This is a genomic window from Spongiibacter tropicus DSM 19543 (genome assembly GCF_000420325.1).
Lineage (GTDB): Bacteria > Pseudomonadota > Gammaproteobacteria > Pseudomonadales > Spongiibacteraceae > Spongiibacter > Spongiibacter tropicus.
In genome coordinates this window covers 1,143,271-1,164,872 of the sequence record NZ_ATUS01000001.1, presented here as the reverse complement: position 1 = coordinate 1,164,872, position 21,602 = coordinate 1,143,271, and the positions used below count along the sequence as shown (strand labels likewise).

Below are 21,602 nucleotides of genomic sequence, written 5' to 3'. Positions count from 1 at the left end.
GCGCCAGAGCAGGCCAAGGGGCCGGGCGCGATGATGCCATTCTGGTGTCCTGCGGATTGGGGCGCCGATCGACGAGGAGCTTTGCACGATGTCTGAATCCAACTACATCCCGCCCAAAGTGTGGACCTGGGATGCCCAAAGCGGCGGCAAGTTCAGCAATATCAATCGCCCGATTTCCGGCAGCACACATGAAAAGCCACTGCCACGCGGCGAGCACACGCTGCAACTGCACTCGCTGGCAACGCCCAATGGCGTAAAGCCCACGGTGATGTTGGAAGAGTTGCTGGAGCTGGGCATCAGCGATGCCGAGTACGATGCCTATACCGTGAATATTATGGACGGTGATCAGTTTGGCAGCGGCTTTGTGAGCATCAACCCCAACTCCAAGATTCCGGCACTTATCGATTACAGCAGTGAGCCGCCCACGCGGGTATTCGAGTCCGGCGCCATCCTGCTCTATCTGGCTGAAAAGTTTGATGCCTTCTACCCCAAAGACCCGGCTCAACGTGCCGAGTGCCAGAGCTGGCTGATGTGGCAGATGGGCAGTGCTCCCTTCCTTGGCGGCGGCTTCGGGCACTTCTACGCCTACGCGCCGGAGAAGTTTGAGTACCCGATTAATCGCTACACCATGGAAGTGAAGCGCCAATTACATGTGCTGGATACGCTGCTCGCGGAACGTCAGTACATTTGCGGCGATGACTACACCATTGCCGATATCGCCATTTACCCCTGGTATGGCGCACTGGCTCTGGGGCAGCTCTACGATGCGGCCGAATTCCTGGATGTGGAAAGCTATAGCCATGTGCGCCGCTGGGCGCAGGAACTAGAGGCGCGTCCGGGCGTGCAGCGCGGACGCCGGGTGAACCGCGTATGGGGACCGGAAGAGGAGCAGGTTCCCGAGCGCCACAGCGCCGCCGATTTTAAATAGTGCCGATGATCAAAAGAAAGACAGCGTACTAGTACGACGCTGAACAGCCTGGGTGGGTGATCCGAATGCGTACTCTGCGCTTATAAAGTAGGCATTTCATGACCCACCTTGGCTCCCCTTATCAGGGAGCCTTTTTTGTTTGTGGCTGGTAGACGGGATTGATGGGCCGGGGTTTGCCGCAACGGCCTGCGACCGTCGCGACAAGATGGCTCAGAACAAGATGGTTCAGAAGTGGTAGCGAAGAGCTACCCGTACGGCCTGAAAGTCGAAGTCATCGTCGCTGCCCTGCGCGTTCGTGCCGCCGGATGCGGCGTCGCCAAAGGCGTTGAAGGCGCCGTTATTGCCGCCAATGATCGATTGCTCGCCACTGAAGTTCGTTGAGAAATCTGCGTCACCCAGGTCGATGTATTGATACTCAAAGGCTGCAGAGAGCTGCTTGGTGAGCTTGGCTTCAACACCGACACCGAAGAGGTAGCCGATATTGCGATCATCGTCCCCGTTGTCACCGCGGAAGGCGCCTGAGTTGCCCTGCCAGCTGTAATCGACGTCGCCATAGGCGGCGCCCAGTTTGACGTAGGGTAAGAACGGGCTGTCGGTCGCGTAACCAATGCGTGCGGTCAGCGTGCTGAGTGTATCGATTTCGCGGCGTTCAACGTAGGTGGCGGGGGTGGCTGAGAAGGCGCTTTGTTCCTGCGAAAGGTCGGCAAGGGCGATGCTCAGCTCGGCGCCGTATACCCACTGCCCCTGTTGCAGGTTGTAGCCCAGCTCGACACCGGTTAGGCTGCCGGCGTTGAACTTGCCGTCAAAGTTGTCGCCGAAAGCGGCGTCGATAGCGGCTTCATTGTCGCTGCCATCGACGCGCTTGAATTCCAGTTCGCCATTATCGCCGGGGTTGAAGCCGACCCCGATGCTCACGCCGGTGTACAAACCCTCCCATTGCTCGATCGCGAATGCGGGTGTCGCCAATAGCGTTGCTGATGTCAGCGCGGTAAGTAGCCGATACATAGTGATTCCCCCTCGTTTGTGATTGCTGGCGTCAGTGCCAACTTTATTCCTACGGGAGGGAGTACCCAGGCGATTTTACGGCGTCGCGATGTGTCGGTTTATAAAAAGATCCACCGCGTCGGTATAGTCGCCGGGTTTGCCCAGCTCGCGGTTGATCGCGAGGTGCGACAGGGCTTGCTCAAGGACGTCGGCGCGAACGTCGAGTTTGCTTGCGGTGTCGGCAAACTGGCTGGCCTGAGGGCAGGCATTGTCGCGCTTGCTGCTGCAAATCAGCAGGAATGGCGTGGCGGAGGGCGTTAATTGATGGCGTGGGGAGTTGGCGCGCCACGGTGTGGGATCGTCGCCAAATACCCGGTCATAGAAGCGTGGATGCGGCGCCGCCATCAGTGCGGGGAGATCCATGGCCGCGCTGTCTATGGCGATGGTCGCTTTCCAGTCGTTCGCGCCTTGTGACCGTGCCTGCTCTGGATTGGCGCCGAGCAGGGCGACCAGATGAGCGCCAGCGGAATGGCCCATCAGGAAAATGCTCGGCGAGCTATCCAGCCAGTGGGGCAGGACGTTCTGCAGCGCAGCGAGTGCACGGGCGACATCGTCGGCCTGATCGCGGGGCATCAGCGCTGACGACAGCCGATAATTGGCGGAGGCGAAGATCAAGCCCTGCGGCAGCCAGTGATCGAGCTTATTATCGATCACGGCGCGCTGCGCTTTGTCGCCGATACGCCAGGCACCGCCATGAACCATCAGAATGACGGCCTTGGCCTGACGGGGTTTGTCGGGCAGATAGATATCCAATCTCTGGCGTTTGTCGGGACCGTAGGCAAGGTCGCGGTAGACGGTGTGGCCCCGATACACGCCGGGTTCAGGCAGGCTGGCAGCGTGGCTTGCACTGCCGAGCGTTAACAGCAACAGGAATCCCAGAGCGCGAAACATGGCACAACTCCTTGTGGTCTGTGGTGAGCAAAGGGCAACAGCGCCAGCATAGCGTGTTTGCGGAGGATGTGTCGCTGTGCCGTGTTAAGCTGCCTTCGGCACGGAGGCGCCGTATTTTCGAATAAATAAAACGAGTAACGCGGCTTTCTGCGTAAACTACAAATCAGCAATTAACGAAGACCAGCCATCAACAGCACAGGCGTATCCATGACCGCACTATTAGGCAGAGAAGTAACGGTGACATCGGCGGCAATTGTTCTCGGCAGTTTGCTGGCGGTCGGTTGCGCGGCGCTGCCAGGCGCTGAGGCGCAGTACCGCGTTGAGGAAGCGGTCAGTTACAAGCAGGTCGACGGACAGTCGCTGACCGGCGATCTGTATCTGCCGAAGAAAACCGGCATCAAACCGGCGGTGCTGGTGGTACACGGCGGGGGATGGCGCAATCGCTCCGGCGAAATGGGCGGCATCAGCAAGCGGCTGGCAAAAGCCGGTTTCGTGGTCTTCAACGCGACCTATCGGCTGGCGCCGGAAAATCGTCATCCAACGCAAGTTGAAGACGTGTCAGACGCCCTGCAATGGCTTTACGACAATGCGCCGCGCTTTGATATTGACCCCCAGCGCATTGGCGGCTGGGGGTACTCGGCGGGCGCGCATCTGATTTTGATGGCGGGGCTGGACCGTCAGCAGGCGCCGTATCTGAACGGCATTGTAGCCGGAGGAACGCCCGCCGATTTGACCGCGTGGCCAAACTCACCGCTGGTGTTTGGATTGATTGGTGAAAAGCTGGTGGATGCGGAGCAGACCTGGCGCGAGGCATCGCCGGTGAATCACGTCAGCGAGCAATCGCCGCCGGTCTTTCTCTACCACGGCCAGTGGGACAAGTTGGTCGAGCCGGAGCAGATGACATTTATGCAGGAGGCGCTGGAAGCCAAGTCGGTGCCGGTGGAAACCTATACGGTGAAGTTTACCGGGCATATTGGTGCGTATCGGTTTGCGGGTGGCGCCGAGCGAAAAGCGGTGGCGTTTCTGTCTCAGCGCGATGACAACGTGGCAGCCGCAAAGTAACTGCGGCTGCCCGACGTCGCTTATACCCGTTGCATATCGCCTTCAAGGTCGGCCGTTTTGCGGCGGGCCAGGGCGAGGTTACCGCTGCGCTTGTCCAGTACCAAGTACAGGAACAGGCCTTCGTTACTGGCGCTGGGACGGATGATGTGGAGCTGGTCTTTCAGGGTGATCAGAATGTCTTCGATGCCGCCGTCAAGGCCCAGTGACTTCATCGTTTTCATCTTCGCTTTAACCACATCGCTGTTACCGGCAGCGGCCAGCTCCAGGTCGACGCCGCCGCCCTGTGAACCCAGCAGCATGCCCGAGCTGTAGTCGACAACCGCTGCGCCGAGTGCGCCGTCAATTGTCATCATGCCATCCAAAACCTGGTTGATTGTGCTCATGCTTCTCTCCATCTATGGGAAGGTATCGTTGTATTCGTACCCACTACGGGAACGTTGGGGAACATCAAGCTACGGCGGGGCGGTCGATACCGCTGATCTCAGTAGCTAAACGTTGAATCTGTAAGCGCAGGTTGGCGATATTCATCGCCGCCTTTGCCGACATTGCCAGCACATAGTCCCGGTCCTGCACGCTGAGCGCCACGAAGGCGACATTGCCTTGCTCGGCTTCGATAAACGTCACCTTGAAGCGTTTGCCCAGAATCTGTTGGGCGACCGCATTGCTGACCGAGTACAGGGTGCTGGCGGCGGCCGCCAAGGTATCGGTGGCGAAATCGCCGGGGCTGCGTGTGTAGGTGTGCACCGGGAAACCGTCGGTGGTGGCCAGCGCAATGACATCGATGGCCTGTTGTTCATCGGCGTAGTGCTGAAAACGCGTCTCCAGCTCCGGCAATAAGGGGTGTTCAGATGGCATCGGCGGCCTCCCAGGGCTCTTGATCCAATTGGCTGTTCAGGGCGTCGAATAATTCCAGCAACATCAGCGACGAGCCGATATCGCGGGGGTCGACCGGCGTAATCGGAGAGACCAGATTGTGCTTGTCCAGCACGCTGTCGATCTCTTCTGACAGGGCATCGATATCGTTCTCGCTGGCGTTCTCGCTGTGGCTGATGCCCACGACCAGCGGAATACCCGCCGCTGCCGCGTCGAAGTGCCTCAGCACGCGGTCGAAGGCTTCGAGGTTAAATTCACTGCCGAACTTCACCAGCACCAGCAATCCCCACAGGCCTTGTTTGACCATGTCCCAGAGCATGGAAAAGCGCTCCTGACCGGGTAAGCCGTAGAGCCCCAATGCGATGTCCTCGTCGAGTGTGAGACGACCGTAGTCGATACCGACGGTGGTGTATTGCTTGCCGATGTCGACCGAGGAACGGGCTTCGGTGGCAAAGGGCGAAATCTCGCTGATGGTATGAATCAGCTGTGTTTTGCCCGCGCCGACTTCGCCGACAATGGCGAGTTTTTTATAAATAGGCTCGATCATATGCGTCATTAATCAGGACACTTTTGAAGTCGATAAGAAACGGCGCAGCACCTGACTGAAGCGCGCGGACGCCGGGGAAGGGGAGGCGGCAGTCGCCGGGACCGACGCGGCGATATTGCGGACATTGGTGGTGTCGCGTTTGGCGCTGAGAATGCCCAGTGCCTCCAGGCTTTGCAGGTAGTCCACCAGAACGGCTTCGGACTGGCAGATGTCCAGTGCACGAAGACGCTCGTAAAGCATGGGCTTGCGAACCAGTCGCGAGCACAGCTTGATCAGCTCGTGGCTGAGTTTCAGTTGGCTGGGTTTGGGCCAGCGCGACAGTGAAATCAGGCACTTCTCATAATGGCTGTGCAACTGGGCCTGGGCGCTGGCCGCGCTCTGCTCCACGGCCTCTGTGGCAGGCTGTGGGGCGGCGGTGGCGGCTGGCGAGGGCAGGTCGCCAAAGAAAGATTGCAGACGGAGCTGGTCTTGGGCGGATCGCGGTTGCAACTGCCCGGCGAGCAGGGTGTGCAACTTGCCGAGAAACTCGCGGTGTTTGTCGTCGCCGATACCGACGAAGCGAATGCTCCAGTTCTGAAACTTGGGTTGCGAGATGTCCGTTTTATAAACCACGCTGACATCCTGGCTGAGCGACTCGCGGCTGAAACGGTACAGCAAATTCGCGAGGGTCTGGCCGTCGCCTTCCAGAATCTGCAAGAGGTAAGCGCCGCTCACCAGAAACACGCCGGTCACGTCGTGTTCGCGGTTGTAGACCCGCGTGGAGTTATACAGCTCGATCAGTTGCTCAGAGCCGCTCTCCCCGGCGGGGAGGTTTGTGAGAGTACTCAGGCAGGCAATACGTTTCATGCTCATGATCGTTGTAGGCGGTGAGTACATCGTTTTCGCTGAAGCGAGGTGAGACTCATTGCGCGCTGGGCTCCCTGTCAAAGTGGCTGTCCACGACGATGCGTGCAACTATGGAGAAACTATCCTCGCCGAGGCAGATGGGAAGTATTCGTAGATTTACCTAAGCTGCCTGAATCGTCACAACTGCACGGGAAATTGTGACAGTCGTTGCAATTTTGATGGTGCACGTATCCGGTTTTTCCACTACACGCGCTTCGCGATTTGGCGTGCAACGCCCTTGAGATCATCGCCGCGCGATCCTATATACAAAGGGTGAGCCTTTCTGTGTGGATGAGAGACTGTTGATGATGATCGATGATGACGCCAACGATGCGGTGCTGGATGGCGAAATGTTGAACAGCGATGAGCAGGGGACGGGACTGGTCATTCCCGATGCGGTGTTGCCGTCCACGCTGTACCTCTTGCCTGCGCCCAAACGGCCGTTTTTCCCCGCGCAAATCCAGCCCATTCTGCTGGATATGGGGGTGTGGGAAAGCACCCTCCAGCGTGTCGGTAATATGCAGGACAAAGTGATGGGGCTGATTTACTGTGGCGACAGTGATCCCCGTGAACTGAACCCCGCCGAGCTGCCACTGATTGGCTGCGCAGTGCGTGTGCATCAGGCGCATCAGGAAGACGGCAAGGTGCAGATTCTGGTGCAGGGCCTCAAACGTTTCCGCATTCGCCGCTGGCTCAGCGACAAACCGCCTTACATGGTGGAAGTGGACTACCCGGACAATATCGGCGAACGCGATACCGACGAGGTGAAAGCCTATGCACTGGCGGTGATCAAGGCGATCAAGGAGCTGCTGGCCATTAACCCGCTGTATAGCGAAGAGCTGAAGCAGTATCTGTCGCGCTTCAGCCCCAATGAGCCGTCGCTGTTGTCGGATTTTGCCGCGGCGATCACCACCGCCAAGGGCGATGAACTGCAGGATATTCTCGAAACGATTCCGCTGCTGCGGCGCATGGAAAAGGTGCTGCAACTGCTGAATCGAGAGCGCGAAGTGGCCGAGCTGCAGGGGCGCATCAGCGAGCAGGTGAACGAGAAAATCAGCGAGAGCCAGCGGCAATTTTTCCTTCGCGAACAGCTCAAGGTGATTCAGCGGGAGCTGGGCATCTCCAAAGATGATCGTACTGCCGATGCCGAGGAGTTTCTCGATAACCTCAAGGGCAAGCAGTTGCCCGAAGCGGCTCAACGCCGCATCGATGATGAAATCGACAAGCTGGAGGTGCTGGAGAGCGGTTCGCCGGAATATGCAGTGACGCGCAACTATCTGGATTGGGCCACCCAACTGCCCTGGGGGGTGTACTCCGAGGACAAGCTCGATCTGGCCCATGCGCGCAAGGTGCTGGAGGCCCATCATTCCGGGCTGGAGGATGTCAAAGACCGGATTTTGGAATTCCTCGCGGTGGGCAAATTCAAGGGCTCGGTGGCCGGTTCCATTGTGCTGTTGGTGGGGCCACCGGGGGTGGGGAAAACCTCGATCGGCCGTTCGATTGCCGATGCGCTGGGGCGGGAGTTCTATCGCTTCAGTCTGGGCGGGATGCGCGACGAAGCGGAGATAAAGGGTCACCGCCGCACCTATATTGGCGCCATGCCCGGCAAGCTCATACAGGCGCTGAAAGAGGTGCAAACCGCCAACCCTGTGATCATGCTCGACGAGATCGACAAAGTGGGGGCGTCGTATCAGGGCGACCCGGCGTCGGCGATGCTGGAGGTGCTGGACCCGGAGCAGAACAGCGAGTTTCTGGATCACTACCTCGACCTGCGTTTCGATCTGTCCAAGGTGCTGTTTGTCTGCACCGCGAACCAGCTCGACAGCATTCCCGGCCCGCTGCTGGACCGGATGGAAGTGATTCGGCTGGCCGGTTATCTGGGCGAGGAAAAACTCGCTATCGCCAAAAAGCACCTGTGGCCGCGTTTGTTAAAGCGCAACGGGATTGACCGCAAACGCCTGTCGATCAACGCCGCCGCGCTGCGCCATGTGATTGATGGCTACGCTCGCGAGGCCGGGGTACGCGGGCTGGAAAAGCAGCTTGGGAGACTGGTACGCAAGGCGGCGGTACGCTTGCTTGAGGATGACTCGCTGAGCTTGAAAATTACGCCGGAGCAGGTGGAGGCGTGGCTGGGCAGACCGATCTTCAAGCGGGAAACGCCCCAGCGTGGCGTGGGCATTGTCACCGGACTGGCGTGGACGGCCATGGGGGGTGCCACCCTGGGGGTAGAGTGCGCACGCATTCACACCTTGAATCGTGGCTTTCAACTGTCCGGGCAGTTGGGCGATGTGATGAAAGAATCCGCCAATATCGCTTACGGCTATGTGATGTCGAACCTTGAGGCCTTCGGTGCCGACGAGCGCTTTTTCAACGAATCGATGGTGCACTTGCATGTGCCCGAGGGGGCGACGCCCAAAGACGGTCCCAGTGCCGGGGTGACCATGGCCACAGCGCTGCTGTCGCTGGCGCTGAATAAGGCGCCGAAGGCGGGCTATGCGATGACAGGCGAACTGACGCTGACCGGGCAAGTGTTGCCGGTAGGCGGCATTCGCGAGAAGGTGATTGCCGCTAAGCGGGTGGGCATCAAAAAGCTGATTCTGCCTGAAGATAACCGCCGGGATTACGAGGAGTTGCCGGACTATGTGCGCAAGGGTATGACGGTCAACTTTGCCGCCCATTACGATCACGTCCGGGCGCTGCTGTTCTAGGCCCGGCGCTGCGCAGTGGGCTTGACCGGCTGCCAGCGGGCGTTCAACCACAGCGACAGGGCGATAATGGCGCCGCCGATCGCCAGTCTCCCCAGATCGGCGTCGCGGTTCCAGATCAGCAGATTGACAATCAGTCCTGCCGGAATCAGGGCGTTATTCATAATTCCCAGCGTACCGCCATCCACCTGGGTGGCGCCGCGATTCCAGAAGAAAAACCCCAGCCCGGAAGCCACCAGCCCCAGCCAGCCGAGAACCAGCCAGTGGGTGCCGGTACTGGGCAGTTTGCTGCTGTCGCCCAGTGCCAGCCAGGCGGGCAGTGTCACCAACAGGGCACCGATAAAGAAAAAGCCGAAGCTGTCCCAGCCGCGACTGTCGGGGTAGCACTTCATCAAATGGGCGTAGCCGACTTGCCCGGCGGCAAAGGTCAGATTGGCTCCCTGCAGAATCAGGAAGCCGCTAACGAAGTCGGGGCTGATGCCGTCATAGCGGATGATGCCTGCGCCGATCACCGCGATCCCGGTGGCGACCACCGGTGACCAACTGAAGCGACGCAGCAAGGCATTGTCGAGCAGGGCCACATAGACCGGCGTGGTCACGGTAAACAGCAGTACTTCGGGTACGCTCAGGTAGCCGAACGACAGGTAAAGCCCAATATAGGTCAGACCGAACTGCAGGGCGCCGGTGGCGGTAATGCCCAGCATCAAGCCTCCGGGCAGGCGTGAAGGACGCAGTAGCGGCAGGAAAATGGCCGAGGCCAGTACCACCCGCGTCAGCACTGCAAAATAGCTATCCACCTGCCCCGCCAGGTACTCGCCAATCAGACTGAACGACACCGCCCACAGCAAGGTAACGGCAATAAGATAGGGCATGGGTCGGAGCTTCCCTGAGCATATCGGCTGCGCATCATAGCGTGCTTGCTGCGGTTTGACACGGAGAGCTGCGGTGAAAAAAAACGTCTGACACATTATGTTTGTGGTGGTAATTAATAATGCAAATAGTTATCATTTAATAAATTTTGCGAGATGAGCCCTCGCCGCGACGTCATTCTTCCGCGCCACCGAATGCCAGAGTAACCGCCATGAAACCTCAAACTGCTGCGTCGGGGAGCCGCTGGTTCCGGGCGAATTTGTGGCTGCATCGTTGGAGCAGCCTGATTGCGACGCTGCCATTTCTGATTCTCTGCCTGACCGGGGCGGTGTTGATTTTCCACGAGGAAATTGACGCCTGGTTGGAGACGGTTCCCGTTGCTACGGCCTTGCCCGAGGGCCGGGCGCCGCAATACAACACCGCGATCGACACGGTTCTGGAACGCTATCCCGAGCAGCGGGTGTTAAGCGTGGGGATCGATCCCGAGCACCATCCCGGCGTGTTGTTGATCGTGACGGCAGAAGCGGGGGAGTCGTCGCTTGATGATGCCGGAGTGCATTTTGCCGACCTCGCGTCGGGGGCGCTGACCAGCGATGGCAGCGATTCGCAAACACTGACCGGATTTTTGCTGGAGCTGCATGCCCAGTGGTTTTTAGGGCCCGTCGGCGAGTTAGTCGGCGCGCTGATCGCGCTGCTGGTACTCATCTCGCTCGTATCAGGCGTTGTGGTGTACGCGCCCTACGTCAAGCGCATTGCTCTGGGGGTGCTTCGCCGTGGACGCGGCGCCCGGCTGCTGCAACTGGATTTGCACAATTTTGTCGGGGTGATCGTGCTCGGCTGGTTGTTTGTGGTCACGCTGACAGGCTTTTTGCTCGGTTTTTCCACGGTGGCGCTGGGCCTCTGGCAGATGACGGCGCTCGAGGCCAATCGTGAGCGCTTTGATGCGCTGGAAGCCGTGGATGCCCGTCGCCCGCCGCTTGAACTCGCGGGTGTGTTTGAGCAGGCCAACACGGCTGCCGATCCCGGCTGGCAGGTGTCGACGGTGATATTCCCGGGCACGGATTTCTCCACGCCGCGGCACCCGCCACCAGTGGTTTGCAGGGCGGGGAAACCACTTACTCGGCGTTGTTGCCCAAGGCCGCATTGCGCTTTGATGCCAGCGACGAGTGGTCGTTTTTTCTCAGCTACTCGCAAGCCTACCGCGCCGGGGCCGTGTCGGTGGATTCCTCGAATGGCGAAGTCTTCCCCTTCGACCCGGAATACACCGATAACTACGAAATGGGCTTTCGCGCCGAGTTCCCCGAGCAGCGTCTGCAACTGGCGGCCAACGTGTTCTATGTGGAGTGGGAAGACCAGCAGGTCCCTGTGCTGAGGGGGCTTTTCTACGCGACTGAAAATGCCGCGAACTCCGAACTCTACGGTACGGAACTGTCGCTGGGCTGGCAGCCTTGGACGCCACTGACGTTGACCGGCTCGTTGGGTTGGGTAGAAACCGAATTCCTCAATTACACCGCGCAGGGTGAGGATTACAGCGGCAATGAATTCATCTTTGCGCCACGATTTACCGGCAGTCTCGGTGCGGTGCTGCGCGTCGGTGCCTGGATGGCCTCGGCGAATGTCTCGCACCGCGAACACAGCTTTACGCGACCCAGCAATAAAGAAACGGAGTTTTCTGAAGCCCGCACATTACTGGACATGCGCCTTGGCTGGGAAGGTGAGCACCTGAGCGCCTACTTGTTTGGCCGCAACCTGACCGACGAAGATTATATTACTGAAACCTACCAGTTCCCCGATGGTTATATCGGCGCGACGGAAGCGCGCGGTTATGCCACCTACGGGCGACCCAGAGAGCTGGGTCTTCAGTTGGAGTTGCGCTACTGAGGCGGCGGTCTGCGCCTCCTTCACTCGGGGTATCTGCCGGGCGTTGCCGCCTGCGTACAATCGTTGCGCAGTGAGTGATTACTCTGGGGGCATCATGAATAACAAAGGCATCAAACCCTATAGCGCAAAGCAGGAGCAATTCGGCACCTGGCTGATTAACCGCATCGGGCGCTGGCAGATTCGCGTGTATGAGTGGAGCGGCGGCCGCCTGTGGAAAAAGTTTCTGGGCGCGCCAGTGGCGATTCTCACCACCGTGGGGCGCAAGTCCGGGCTGGAGCGCAAAGTGCCGCTGCTGTATCTCATGCACGGTGACAGTGTGGTGATGACCGCCTCCAAAGGCGGCATGTCGACACTGCCGGTGTGGTATCTGAATGTGAAGGCCACGCCGGAGGTGGCGATTCAGATTGGCAAACAGAAAAATCGCTATCGCATGCGCGAGGCCAATGCACAGGAAGAGGCTGAGTTGTGGCCAAAGCTGGAGGCCATGTATCCCGATTATCAGGAGTATCGCCGGCGCACGGCAGATATCCGCCACATTCCCGTACTGATTTTTGATCCTGTGCAGTGAGTGAATCGGCCCCGGCAGACCGGGGCAGTAGTGCTCAGCGGGGCAGCAGGCGTACCGGCATGGTTTTAAAGGCGTGGATCGAGTTCGAGCGAATATAGCTCGGCGCGTCCAGCAGCTCTACGCCAGCAAAGTGCTTGAAAAATTCCTCGAAGAAAATCCGTGCTTCCATGCGCGCCAGGTTGGCACCCAGGCACAGGTGAATACCGTGGCCGAAGGCCATGTGCGGGTTTTCCTGACGCTGGATGTCGAAGTCCATCGGGCGCTCGAATACCGCTTCATCAAAGTTGGCGGAGCTGTACAGCATCACTACTTTATCGCCGGCCTTGATGGGCGTACCGGCAATCTCGGTATCGCAACTGGCGGTGCGGCGGAAGTAGTGCAGCGGGCAGGTCCAGCGCAGCATTTCCTCCACGGCGGCAGGCAGCTTTTCCGGCGCGGCCTCCAGCGCGCGATACAGTTCGGGGCGTTGCAGCAGTTCATACATGCCCGAGCTGATCAGCCCGCGTGTGGTTTCATTCCCCGCCACGGCAATCTGTACAAACAGGCTGGCGAATTCCGCTTCTGAAATCAGTTCGCCGTCGACTTGCTGGTTAATCAGCAGCGAGATCAGATCGTCGCCGCCTTTGTCCTTGCGCTCGCAGGCCAGCTCGAAACCGTAGGTACCCATTTCTATGCTGGCTTGCAGCACCTCTTCCTCGCTGCCGCCCAGGTCTGGGTCGGAAGAAGAGGTTTGCATATCGGACCAGTCGCGGATCTGTTTCCACATGTCGCGGGGAATATCCATCAACCGGCAGATGACGGCGGTCGGCAAGTCGCCCGCCAGGTCGTCGACAAAATCCAGCGTGTCTTTGCCCTGCGCCGCCTGCATGATCTCCTGCGCGATGGCGCGAATCTGCGGCTCCAGTGCTTTCAGTCGACTGGAGGTAAAACGACTGATCACCGCCCGGCGCGGCTTGGCGTGGCGCGGCGGGTCCATACCCAGCAACTGATTGCGGGCCATCTCCAGCGTGCTTTCGGGCAGGTCGTCCACCAGCACAAAGCCCTGCTCGGCAGAGAAGGTCTGAAAGTCTCGAGACACGGCCATCACGTCGGCGTGTCTGCTCAGCACCCAGTAGCCGCCCCCGGCGGGGTGCTCGTGCCAGTGCACCGGGGCATTCTCGCGCAGCCATTGAAACTGCGCATGGGGAATACCGTTCAGGTAATTGTCGGGGTTGTAGACATCGATCTTCATGCCACCCCCTTATTCGACAAGCACATTGGGAGTAGGCAGGCCTTCGGCTTCACACATTGCCAGATAGAAGTCGAGGGTCATCTGTCCGTCGACGACGGAGGTGATATTGCCGTCGGCATCCAGATTGATATTCGAGCCATACATCTGGAACCACACCCGCGTATTGTCCTCAATGCATTGCAGGGTATGGACGGAGCCTGCGGGCTCATAGAGGAAGGAGCCCGCGCGGTTGACGTAGTCGTATTCCTTGTACTTCCACGCCCCAGATGTGGTGTAGCCCCACACCGGACCCGTGTGCTTGTGAGTCTCCACCTCGTAACCGGCTTTGAAGATATTCTCGATAATCCACAACCCCTCGCCGCGTTTTACCTGGAGCACGCGCAGCAGGCTGCCGTCGCCAATGTCGATAAACGGCAGCTCTTCTGCACCGATATGAATCGCCTCGGGAAGTGACATGTTCTCTCCTGATCTCGCTGATTATTGGAATTTTGTTGGAAAGCTTACACCGCATTTTGGGCGCGTTGTGCTGTACCTATCATGGCAGGCCCGGCGGCTCGGAAATACCGCCATTTGGATTAGGAAAGCCGAACGACGTATAGGAGGAACCGGCGCGAGAGCCTGTTCGTCTTCGCGGAAAAAGTTCCCTAAATGGCATCCGGATCACACAGGGAATTGCCGTTTTGTGCGGGAGAAAAAACTAACGCGCATTATTGCCACAGTTAGCCTGGGTGGTGAAACGTGGTCACATTTTTGGTGAAAGCAGCGCTATAGACTGCGCCTCGATTGCTGTTCCGGCAATCGTGATAAACCACTCAAATAACGAGGAAATGACTATGGGGAATATGAAAAAAGTAATCATGGCCGCCGCTGTGGCGTCAATGGGGCTGAGCGCTGTGGCGCATGCACAGTCATCTAAATTTTCCGCAGCGACCAGCGATCACGTCTTGCTGTCGGGAACCGCGTCTGATTTTGAGACGGTTCTGAGTACCGGTATTAAAACACCTAGCCAGAAAGATCTGTTTGTACAGGCCTCGTTTGAATGTGGTGTTTTCACACAGACTTATGTGCTCTCGTCGCTGCTGGAGCCGTTCACCAGCAGTGCTGAAGCGATCGTCCGCGCGCGGGTCGTTCTGGACCCCGGCACAGCCAATGAGCGTTTGGCATTTCCGGGCGAAATTACGCTCTGTTCGCGTGAGCAAACCATGACGGCCGAGTTTGCCGGACAGTGTGATGATGCCAATGACGACGGCACTATCACCGCCGATGAGTGTGAAGATGAAAGTGTTGATCTGGCGATAAAAACGCTGGCCGCGAACGCGTTTAACTTTGTACTGACAGATCTTGAGTCGGGTGAGCACGTGATTGCGGTACAGGCGCAAATTGAGACCGCCACCTCTGACGATGCTGCTGGCGCCGTCGCGATTGTCGGCAATGGCTCACTGGGTGTTGAAGAGGTACGGATGGTGAAGAGCCTGGAAGTTCAGGATGATCCCGCCGGTTCCGGTGATGACACTTGGGAAGCCTTTGACGCCTTGATTGATCTGGGGCAGTAAAAGCGCCCGGCATTTGCCAAGAAGCCGCCTGCGGGCGGCTTTCATTTAGGGGCAATCAGCGGCGTGAACGTCGCTTCTTTTTTACCTCGTACATCGCCTGGTCGGCGCGGGTAATCACGGCGCGTGCATCCTCGCCGGGTTCTGACTCCACGGTCCCGACGCTGGGGCCATCGTAATGGAAGCAGTGAGTCGCCAGGGAAATCTTGCCCTGGGTTTCCGCTTCAATACGCTGTTTCAAGGTTTCTTCCGAGGCTTCGAGCGAAGCAACAACGAATTCATCACCGCCCAAACGCGCCACGATGTCCTGGCGACGAAGGCATTTGAGCAGCCGCAGCGAAATTTCAATCAGGAAGCGGTCGCCGGTATCGTGACCGTAGCGGTCGTTGATTTCCTTGAATCCATCCAGATCGATAAAGGCCACGCTCACGGTGCTGTCGGATGCCGCCAGCAGCGCATCGAGCTGTTCGATAAAGGCGCGCCGGTTCGCGACGCCGGTGAGCGGGTCGATACTGGCGCTGTTCAGCAGGCGGCTGTTGGTATCAATCAGCCGGTTGAACATCATCTCGCGATCAATCTGCTGGCCTATCAGCCTGGCGAAAAGGGAGACGATGTTGGTGGTGGCGGCCGAGAACGTTGCGCGCAGGCTGCTAGCGGCGCACAGCGTGCCATACAACTGACCATCAGCAGTGATGACCGGCTGGCTCATGTAGCTGGTAATCCCAAGCTGGCGGGCGGCATCAGAGTCACTCCAGCGCTCGGGAACGTCATTCACAAAGTAGGTTTCTTCGGAGAGCGCCCGTTTGCACAGCGTGTCTCCCCAGGGAACGCTGAGTCCCTCAGGAATATCCAGTCGCTCAGAGCAGTGGCTGAACAATACCGTTTGTTGCCCGGCTGCCTCATCAATGGAGGTGAGGTAGGTTGATTCCAGCCCGGTAACGCGCTCCATCAAGGCGAGCATTGGCCGTGTCAGTGATTCGAGATCGCGCGGCAGACACATAGGACGCGAGATCTGCCAGCGACTCTTCGGCGCGAATATCAGTCGGGGTGGATTGCACGTGATACGGCTCCGCGGATTTTTGATTGTCAGTCGGCCGACGTCGGTGCAGCGGCGTTATGTTCTGCGTGGCAAGCTTACAAAATTGTGGGGGGAGTTTCGAGAGGAGGTCATCAAAGCGTGAATTGGGTTGTGCTTGTCTGGTGGTGGGAGCAGCTAAGCCGAGCTGCTTGGTTTTTATCGGGCAAGGCGACAGCATGTATGCCCGTTAATGAAAAGGCCTCCACCTATCGCCGATGGGGAGGCCTTTTATTGAATGATTACTGGGGTTTAACCTGTATATAGCCCGTAATCTTGCCGCTGGCGGGCAGCGAGGTCGCGCCAGGATTATTTCCACCGCTGAGGTCGGGGAGCTTGCCCACCGGGTAGGCCATGCTCAGCAGAATCATCACGTGATATCCCTCCGGCATCTCCGGCAAATCGAAACTATGACCGCCGGGTGGGCTACCTGCTCGGCAATTCGTTGAAAACGCGGGTTGTGTCGTTATCAGTGAAGGGTCTACGAACTGATTATTCTCGTCGTACATAAGGAGTTGGTAGACCATGTCCGGCGACGTGGGGATACCCTGGGGGTAGTTAACAGGTGGCGCGGTGCAGCTAAGGGCGTTCACCACGTTGTAGCTGCGAGCCTGTTTGTGATCGAACATCCAGATGATCTGGTAGGTTTCTCCAGCGCTTGCAAGGGTACACAGTGTGGTATTGCTGCCATCGCTTTCCTGGCTGGCATAACATTCGCCTTTGGTGGTGTGCTCGGTATTAAAATTCACTCTACCGTCGCCGACACTGCGGACCTGTCCTGAGCTACTCGCGATAAGGTCAATCTGTTTTGTATGACAGACCTCATTGGCGTCGTAAGAATGCAGGTAAGTGCCACTGTCGGACTGATCAAAGTTAATTGCCTGGCTGGGACCAAAGGTGCTCATCTTGCTGCGGATGTTGCCGGGATTAATATTGTTGTAGCTGTCTACCTCTACGCCGTAAGTAGTGATCTCCTCAGTGTCGTCAGGATTGTTTACCGGGCAGCTGCCGGAGACATCCGGGCTTTCAACATTGGTGATTACTTTGCCGTACATATACATGTTGGTACTGCAATCACTGGCTTGGATGACGAAGCTTTGGGAGATTGTCGGGTCCTCGTTGCTGGTGGCAGTAAGGGTGTAGTCGCCGGGTTGTTGCGCTTCGAAGCGCATATGGTTGTCAGCGAGAGTGGTTATCTTGCCGCCGCTTGCCGTCCACGTCACGGTGTCATCGCTTTTGGCGCCGGTGATTCTGGCGTTATTTTCCTCGATATAACTACCGCTATCGCAAAACCCGGATTGTATTTCCTCTATTTCAATTTCCAGCCCTTGCAGGACGACTTGCACCGTTTTGCTTCGCGCGTTGACCGGAGCGAGGCTGTGCGAGGTGGATTGAATGGTAATATCCAGCGGATAAAGGTCCGGGTCGGAGGGCGTATCAATTGCGAGTGACAGGATGTTTCCCGACAGACTTTCATTTACCTGTAACGCTCCTGAGTAGAACAGTGAATGCTTTTCCGGGAACGAAGAGTTGCTGATTAATACATCGATGTTTTTACTTTCGCCGGGGTTTTTGACAACGATGGGGTCAGAAGAAAACACGAAAGATTTCTTGCGGTTCTCAATGGCTTTTGTTCCCCGCTGGTCTGCCAGCGTATTGGAGTATGAGGGGAACAGCCCCGACTTCATCTGTACGGCAAGCTCCGCCTGACCGATGGCGAGGGGTTTGAGGGTGTCAGGTTCACTATCGATGGCAAAGGCATCGCCAGTGACGCTGCCTTCAGCGAAGTTGCCGGGAATGCGGATATTTGACCAAAGCAGTGGAGGGACCGTGAGGGCACAGTCGCTCACTTTGGCGTCTGAGAGTGCGCGATTGGCTACCTCGTTATATCCCGTCAGAGCTTTGCCATCCATTGGGCTGCCCGGTGCCCCCAGGATTGTTTGAACCATGGCGGCAATTTGCTTGCCGATTTCAAAGGTTTCGCTTTCCGCATTGACGCTGAAAATCCATTTTGGATTGGTTTGTCCGTCAGAAAAATCCTCTTCCAAGCTGGCACGCGGGATGACCTCAATATTGGTATGAACAATCTTGGAAGGCAGCATATTCGCGGTCATGTCATCTAATAGATTTGCGCGTAATGATGCTGAGCCGGCAATCGTACCCAGTACAGCCAGTGGCAGGCCTAACGCGCCGCCCTTTACCTCGCTGGCCACGGCCATCACTGAATTGAGTGCGGTGTTTTGAGCCGCTTTTGCCGCAGCGTTGGCTTGGGCATTCTTCGCCTTGCGTTGTGCTTCGTAGGCCATGTTCATGGCAATGGAGAGCGAACCTGCATCAGTCAGGCTGACTTTATAGTCTCGCGGGTCATTCAGATAGTGCGTGCAGGTTTCCGCTCGATAGACAGTAGGCTGATTCCGAGTGGAGCGTATGCTCGCAGCCTGCGGCGAATTGATGCCAAATATCGGTTGTTCAAATTCAGTGGCAAGGTCATCCAGTGTCTGGATCAGGTCGAGCTTTTCCACCATTTGTGAAAAGAACTGGATGTCTGTCGCACTGAGGCTGGCGAGAAGATTCCGTTGATAGGGCAGGCTGATTTCGCTCTTTGGGTCATAGAAAATTTCATGTAGCCAGTAAGCAAGAAACTGGAATGGATCTTTGCTGATGTCATCACTAGTGGCTGTATCGGGATCGAAAGCCAGAGCAGATTCGATATTAGTGAGTGCTTTTTCCAATGCATCCAGCGCATCGGCATAGGCATCATCGTCAGCCTGAGGCAGTGGCGTCACGTCCAGAGAGGGCAGTGCGCAGCGCTTGCCATCCAGCTCGGCCTCGTAGCTCACCGTACCACCGTTGGCGGCCAGATCGGGCGTCATAGGTACGGTAATGAAGTAACCCATATCGCTGGGCGTGCTCTCAAGCGGCAGGGCATCGCTGCCTTGCATCAGATAAATCTGAGAGAGGCTTTTCTTGGTAATCAGCTCCGCACTATCCCCCGCTTCATATTGCGTGGCGGTGAAATCCGCCCCTGAGCAGGCTGCGATACTGCCGGAGCTGCTGCCCCCGCCGCCGCCACCGCCACAGGCAAGTAATCCGCTGGCAAGCAGAAGAATGGAAAGAGGTTTTGCGAAAGTAAACACGGAGGACGTGTGCTTGGAAAACAGCCCCGCTCCCTGGAACCCGCGACGTGATGAGTCCGCCATTGAAAATGCTCCCTGCATAATATGTTTTCAAAACTGCTGAGTTTCGCCGTCGCTATGCCGTTGGGATGGCTGGCGAATCGTACTCCTGTTCCTGCTCCTCTGGAGGCAGCGGGTAAGCGGCGTTTAGACCTGCTACGGAAAAATAACGGCTGGTCGTGATAACACCAAGCGCATTTTAGCGACGAAGTGTGAGTTTGTGCGCAAATGCCTGTTTTACCCCCTGAGATGGGGGGGAGGGTTTTCGCGATTGCGATGCAATTAGGATGTGATATATCATATCTAAAGCTGAGGTTTCCTGGCCTTCTCTGTTCCTGAATTTTTCTCGAACACAAAAACCAAAACCAACAAGGTATAGCCATGGGTCATTCAATAAAGGCGGCGTTTTGCGTCGGGCTAGCGCTCGTCACTACGCCTTTCGAGGGTGTTTTTGCCGAGGAGTCTCCTCGGCTTGAAACGGTGGTTGTGACCGCCAGTCGTCATGCAACATCGTTGCAGCAGGCACCGGCCAGTATTTCTGTGGTCGATGCCGAAGAGCTGCGGCGTATTAACGCCGACGATGTCGCCGATGCACTGACTGCGGAGGTGGGGCTGACGGTCACGCCGGTCGGGCAGACCCGGCGTGGCATCAGTATCCGCGGTATGCCCGTGGAGCACACGCTGTACCTGATCGACGGTCGGCGGATCAATTCCAGCAACAGTGTTATTGCCCACTCTGACTATGAGCTGAGCTGGCTTCCCAACTCGGCTATTGAGCGGATTGAAGTCGTGCGCGGTCCCATGTCGTCGCTGTATGGCGCCGATGCGCTGGGCGGTGTGGTGAATGTGATCACCAAGGCGCCGGGTGAGGAATTCTTTGGTGAGCTGTCAACCACGGCCACCTTTGTCGATGGCGCCGAGGGCGGCGACAGCACAAAGACCTCGCTGTATATGGCGGGGCCGCTGATTCCCGATACTCTGGCGTTTACGTTGGCCGGGCAGGTGCTGGATCGAGACAATCTGCCAACGGAAGAAGACGAGACCGTTTCCGAAATTGAGGAGCGGGAGTCCGGCGCTGCTCGTGGTTCGTTGATGTGGACGCCGGTCGATGGCCAGCAGCTGGCGCTCAGTTACAGCCGCAACGATGATACGCGCGAGCTGGATATTGCCTCCCGCTCCGGTAACTACACCTCTACCGATGACATTGAGCGCGAGCAGTACGGGCTGGCGTATCAGGGCAACTGGCAATGGGGACACGCCATCGTGAACGCGTACCAGTCATCAGTGTTGCGGGAAAATCGCCGGAGCGCGGGTGGCACGGCATTGCTGCCGCAGGAAATTGAAGACCAGATTGTCGATGGACATGTGGGGGCCGCGCTGGGCCCCCGTCATTTTTTGACGGTAGGTGGTCAACTGCGTGAGGAAACGTTAAACGACCAGCGTTTGCAGGGCAGTGGCGAAGCGTCAGCGTCTCATCACACGGTATTTCTGCAAGACGAATGGCAGCTGAGCAACGCCTTACAAATTGTCGCGGGCGTGGGTGTGGATAACCACGAGGACTACGGCAGTGAAGTCAGTCCCCGTCTGTATTCGGTTTATCGTCTCAGCGACGCGTGGACGCTGAAAGGCGGCTACGGTGAAGGCTTTAGAGCGCCCTCGTTAACGGAATTGTCGAAGAACTATCAAGTGTTGGCGGCGGGCGGTCGCTTTTGGGTGGAGGGTAACCCCGACCTGGAACCGGAGCGTTCAAAAAGCTACGAGATCGGACTGGAATACAGCCATGCCGATATGCAGCTATCTGCGAGGCTGTTCCGCAATGAGCTGAATAATCTGGTGCAAACGGTCTGTTACAGCGATTGCGGCGTGCGTGGAGTAGAGCGTCGCAATTATCAGAATGTGGACGAGTCACTGATCCGCGGTCTGGAGTTGGCGGTGAGTCGTCACCTGAGTGACAGCGTGGCGCTGGTCGCAAACTACAGCTACCTCAATACCGAAGATCTGGGCAGTGGTGAGGCGTTAGAAAATCGTCCTCTCAACGCGGCCAATGTCACCCTGTCCTGGACGCCGGTGGCGACGACGCAGCTCCGCTGGCGTGCCGAGTACGTCGGTAAGCAATACAACAGCGGGGAATATACGCCGGACTACACGCTGCATCACCTCGATATTACGGTGGATCTGACCGAGAGTCTGCGTCTCTATTCCGGTGTGGAAAACCTTTTCGACGAGCGCCTGGCTGAAAAATCGGAACTGTTTACCCTGGCGGAAGCCGGGCGAGAGTTCCGGATTGGCCTGACCCTGGCATTTTAAGGCTAACAG

The 21,602-nt window shown here is 57.7% G+C and carries 18 protein-coding genes and 1 pseudogene; 8 read left to right on the top strand and 11 right to left on the bottom strand.

The features are described 5' to 3' along the window. Nucleotides 1-88: 88 nt before the first annotated feature. Nucleotides 89-928: a glutathione-dependent disulfide-bond oxidoreductase gene (gene yghU, locus G411_RS0105500; protein ID WP_022958175.1), complete on the top strand. Its 840-nt coding sequence runs from the start codon at nt 89-91 to the stop codon at nt 926-928. 225 nt (nt 929-1,153) lie between these two features. Here yghU and G411_RS0105495 read toward each other — a convergent pair whose 3' ends face one another. Next, nucleotides 1,154-1,933, bottom strand: coding sequence for an outer membrane protein (locus G411_RS0105495; RefSeq protein ID WP_028968174.1), 780 nt, complete (start codon nt 1,931-1,933; stop codon nt 1,154-1,156). Between the two features lie 75 nt (nt 1,934-2,008). Continuing rightward, nucleotides 2,009-2,863: an alpha/beta hydrolase gene (locus G411_RS19485; protein WP_051151252.1), complete on the bottom strand. Its 855-nt coding sequence runs from the start codon at nt 2,861-2,863 to the stop codon at nt 2,009-2,011. Nucleotides 2,864-3,070: 207 nt separating this feature from the next. Between G411_RS19485 and G411_RS19480 the strand changes: the two genes are divergently transcribed. Continuing rightward, a complete protein-coding gene (locus tag G411_RS19480; protein ID WP_022958174.1) occupies nt 3,071-3,925 on the top strand; it encodes an alpha/beta hydrolase in 855 nt (284 codons plus the stop codon). 20 nt (nt 3,926-3,945) lie between these two features. Here the strand turns inward: G411_RS19480 and G411_RS0105480 are convergent, their stop codons facing one another. From G411_RS0105480 to G411_RS0105465, 4 genes are all read right to left on the bottom strand, one after another. Beyond that, nucleotides 3,946-4,308 (bottom strand): hypothetical protein, encoded by a 363-nt coding sequence (locus G411_RS0105480; protein WP_022958173.1) that lies wholly within the window; start codon nt 4,306-4,308, stop codon nt 3,946-3,948. A 64-nt stretch (nt 4,309-4,372) separates the two neighbouring features. Further along, nucleotides 4,373-4,780 carry a roadblock/LC7 domain-containing protein gene (locus tag G411_RS0105475; protein WP_022958172.1) on the bottom strand — a complete coding sequence of 136 codons (408 nt, stop codon included), beginning with the start codon at nt 4,778-4,780 and terminating at the stop codon, nt 4,373-4,375. Next, complete coding sequence (locus G411_RS19475; protein ID WP_022958171.1) at nt 4,770-5,354, bottom strand: GTP-binding protein; 585 nt, start codon at nt 5,352-5,354, stop codon at nt 4,770-4,772. Before G411_RS19475 ends, G411_RS0105475 begins: the two co-directional genes overlap by 11 nt. A gap of 3 nt (nt 5,355-5,357) precedes the next feature. Beyond that, nucleotides 5,358-6,191, bottom strand: coding sequence for a BLUF domain-containing protein (locus G411_RS0105465; protein ID WP_169530617.1), 834 nt, complete (start codon nt 6,189-6,191; stop codon nt 5,358-5,360). A 326-nt stretch (nt 6,192-6,517) separates the two neighbouring features. On the opposite strand from G411_RS0105465, the gene lon reads away from it, so the two are divergent. Continuing rightward, nucleotides 6,518-8,938 (top strand): endopeptidase La, encoded by a 2,421-nt coding sequence (gene lon, locus G411_RS0105460; protein WP_342664303.1) that lies wholly within the window; start codon nt 6,518-6,520, stop codon nt 8,936-8,938. On the opposite strand, the gene G411_RS0105455 is transcribed toward lon, so the two are convergent. Further along, entirely contained in the window at nt 8,935-9,807 is an 873-nt protein-coding gene (locus G411_RS0105455; RefSeq protein WP_022958168.1) for a DMT family transporter, read from the bottom strand. The two genes, lon and G411_RS0105455, sit on opposite strands and share 4 nt — an antisense overlap. 209 nt (nt 9,808-10,016) lie before the next feature. Here G411_RS0105455 and G411_RS22410 point away from each other — a divergent pair. From G411_RS22410 to G411_RS0105440, 3 genes and pseudogenes are all read left to right on the top strand, one after another. Further along, nucleotides 10,017-10,844, top strand: a pseudogene (locus G411_RS22410) (PepSY-associated TM helix domain-containing protein); the annotation flags it as partial. 56 nt (nt 10,845-10,900) lie between these two features. Continuing rightward, nucleotides 10,901-11,686 (top strand): TonB-dependent receptor domain-containing protein, encoded by a 786-nt coding sequence (locus G411_RS22065; RefSeq protein WP_028968172.1) that lies wholly within the window; start codon nt 10,901-10,903, stop codon nt 11,684-11,686. A gap of 94 nt (nt 11,687-11,780) precedes the next feature. Further along, on the top strand, nt 11,781-12,254 hold the full coding sequence (locus G411_RS0105440; RefSeq protein ID WP_022958165.1) for a nitroreductase/quinone reductase family protein: 474 nt from the start codon (nt 11,781-11,783) through the stop codon (nt 12,252-12,254). A gap of 34 nt (nt 12,255-12,288) precedes the next feature. On the opposite strand, the gene G411_RS0105435 is transcribed toward G411_RS0105440, so the two are convergent. After that, entirely contained in the window at nt 12,289-13,485 is a 1,197-nt protein-coding gene (locus G411_RS0105435; protein WP_022958164.1) for a cytochrome P450, read from the bottom strand. Nucleotides 13,486-13,494: 9 nt separating this feature from the next. Continuing rightward, the gene (locus G411_RS0105430) at nt 13,495-13,941 is read right to left on the bottom strand and encodes a 2,4'-dihydroxyacetophenone dioxygenase family protein (RefSeq protein ID WP_022958163.1); all 447 of its coding nucleotides are present in this window, start codon (nt 13,939-13,941) and stop codon (nt 13,495-13,497) included. Between the two features lie 377 nt (nt 13,942-14,318). Here G411_RS0105430 and G411_RS0105425 point away from each other — a divergent pair, with 377 nt between their 5' ends. After that, on the top strand, nt 14,319-15,038 hold the full coding sequence (locus tag G411_RS0105425) for a hypothetical protein (RefSeq protein WP_022958162.1): 720 nt from the start codon (nt 14,319-14,321) through the stop codon (nt 15,036-15,038). A 55-nt stretch (nt 15,039-15,093) separates the two neighbouring features. Here the strand turns inward: G411_RS0105425 and G411_RS0105420 are convergent, their stop codons facing one another. Together G411_RS0105420 and G411_RS0105415 are read right to left on the bottom strand one after the other, a co-directional pair. After that, a complete protein-coding gene (locus G411_RS0105420; RefSeq protein WP_022958161.1) occupies nt 15,094-16,035 on the bottom strand; it encodes a sensor domain-containing diguanylate cyclase in 942 nt (313 codons plus the stop codon). Between the two features lie 317 nt (nt 16,036-16,352). After that, nucleotides 16,353-19,310: a hypothetical protein gene (locus G411_RS0105415; protein ID WP_022958160.1), complete on the bottom strand. Its 2,958-nt coding sequence runs from the start codon at nt 19,308-19,310 to the stop codon at nt 16,353-16,355. Nucleotides 19,311-19,667: 357 nt separating this feature from the next. On the opposite strand from G411_RS0105415, the gene G411_RS19470 reads away from it, so the two are divergent. Next, a complete protein-coding gene (locus tag G411_RS19470) occupies nt 19,668-21,593 on the top strand; it encodes a TonB-dependent receptor domain-containing protein (protein WP_022958159.1) in 1,926 nt (641 codons plus the stop codon). Nucleotides 21,594-21,602 lie beyond the last annotated feature (9 nt).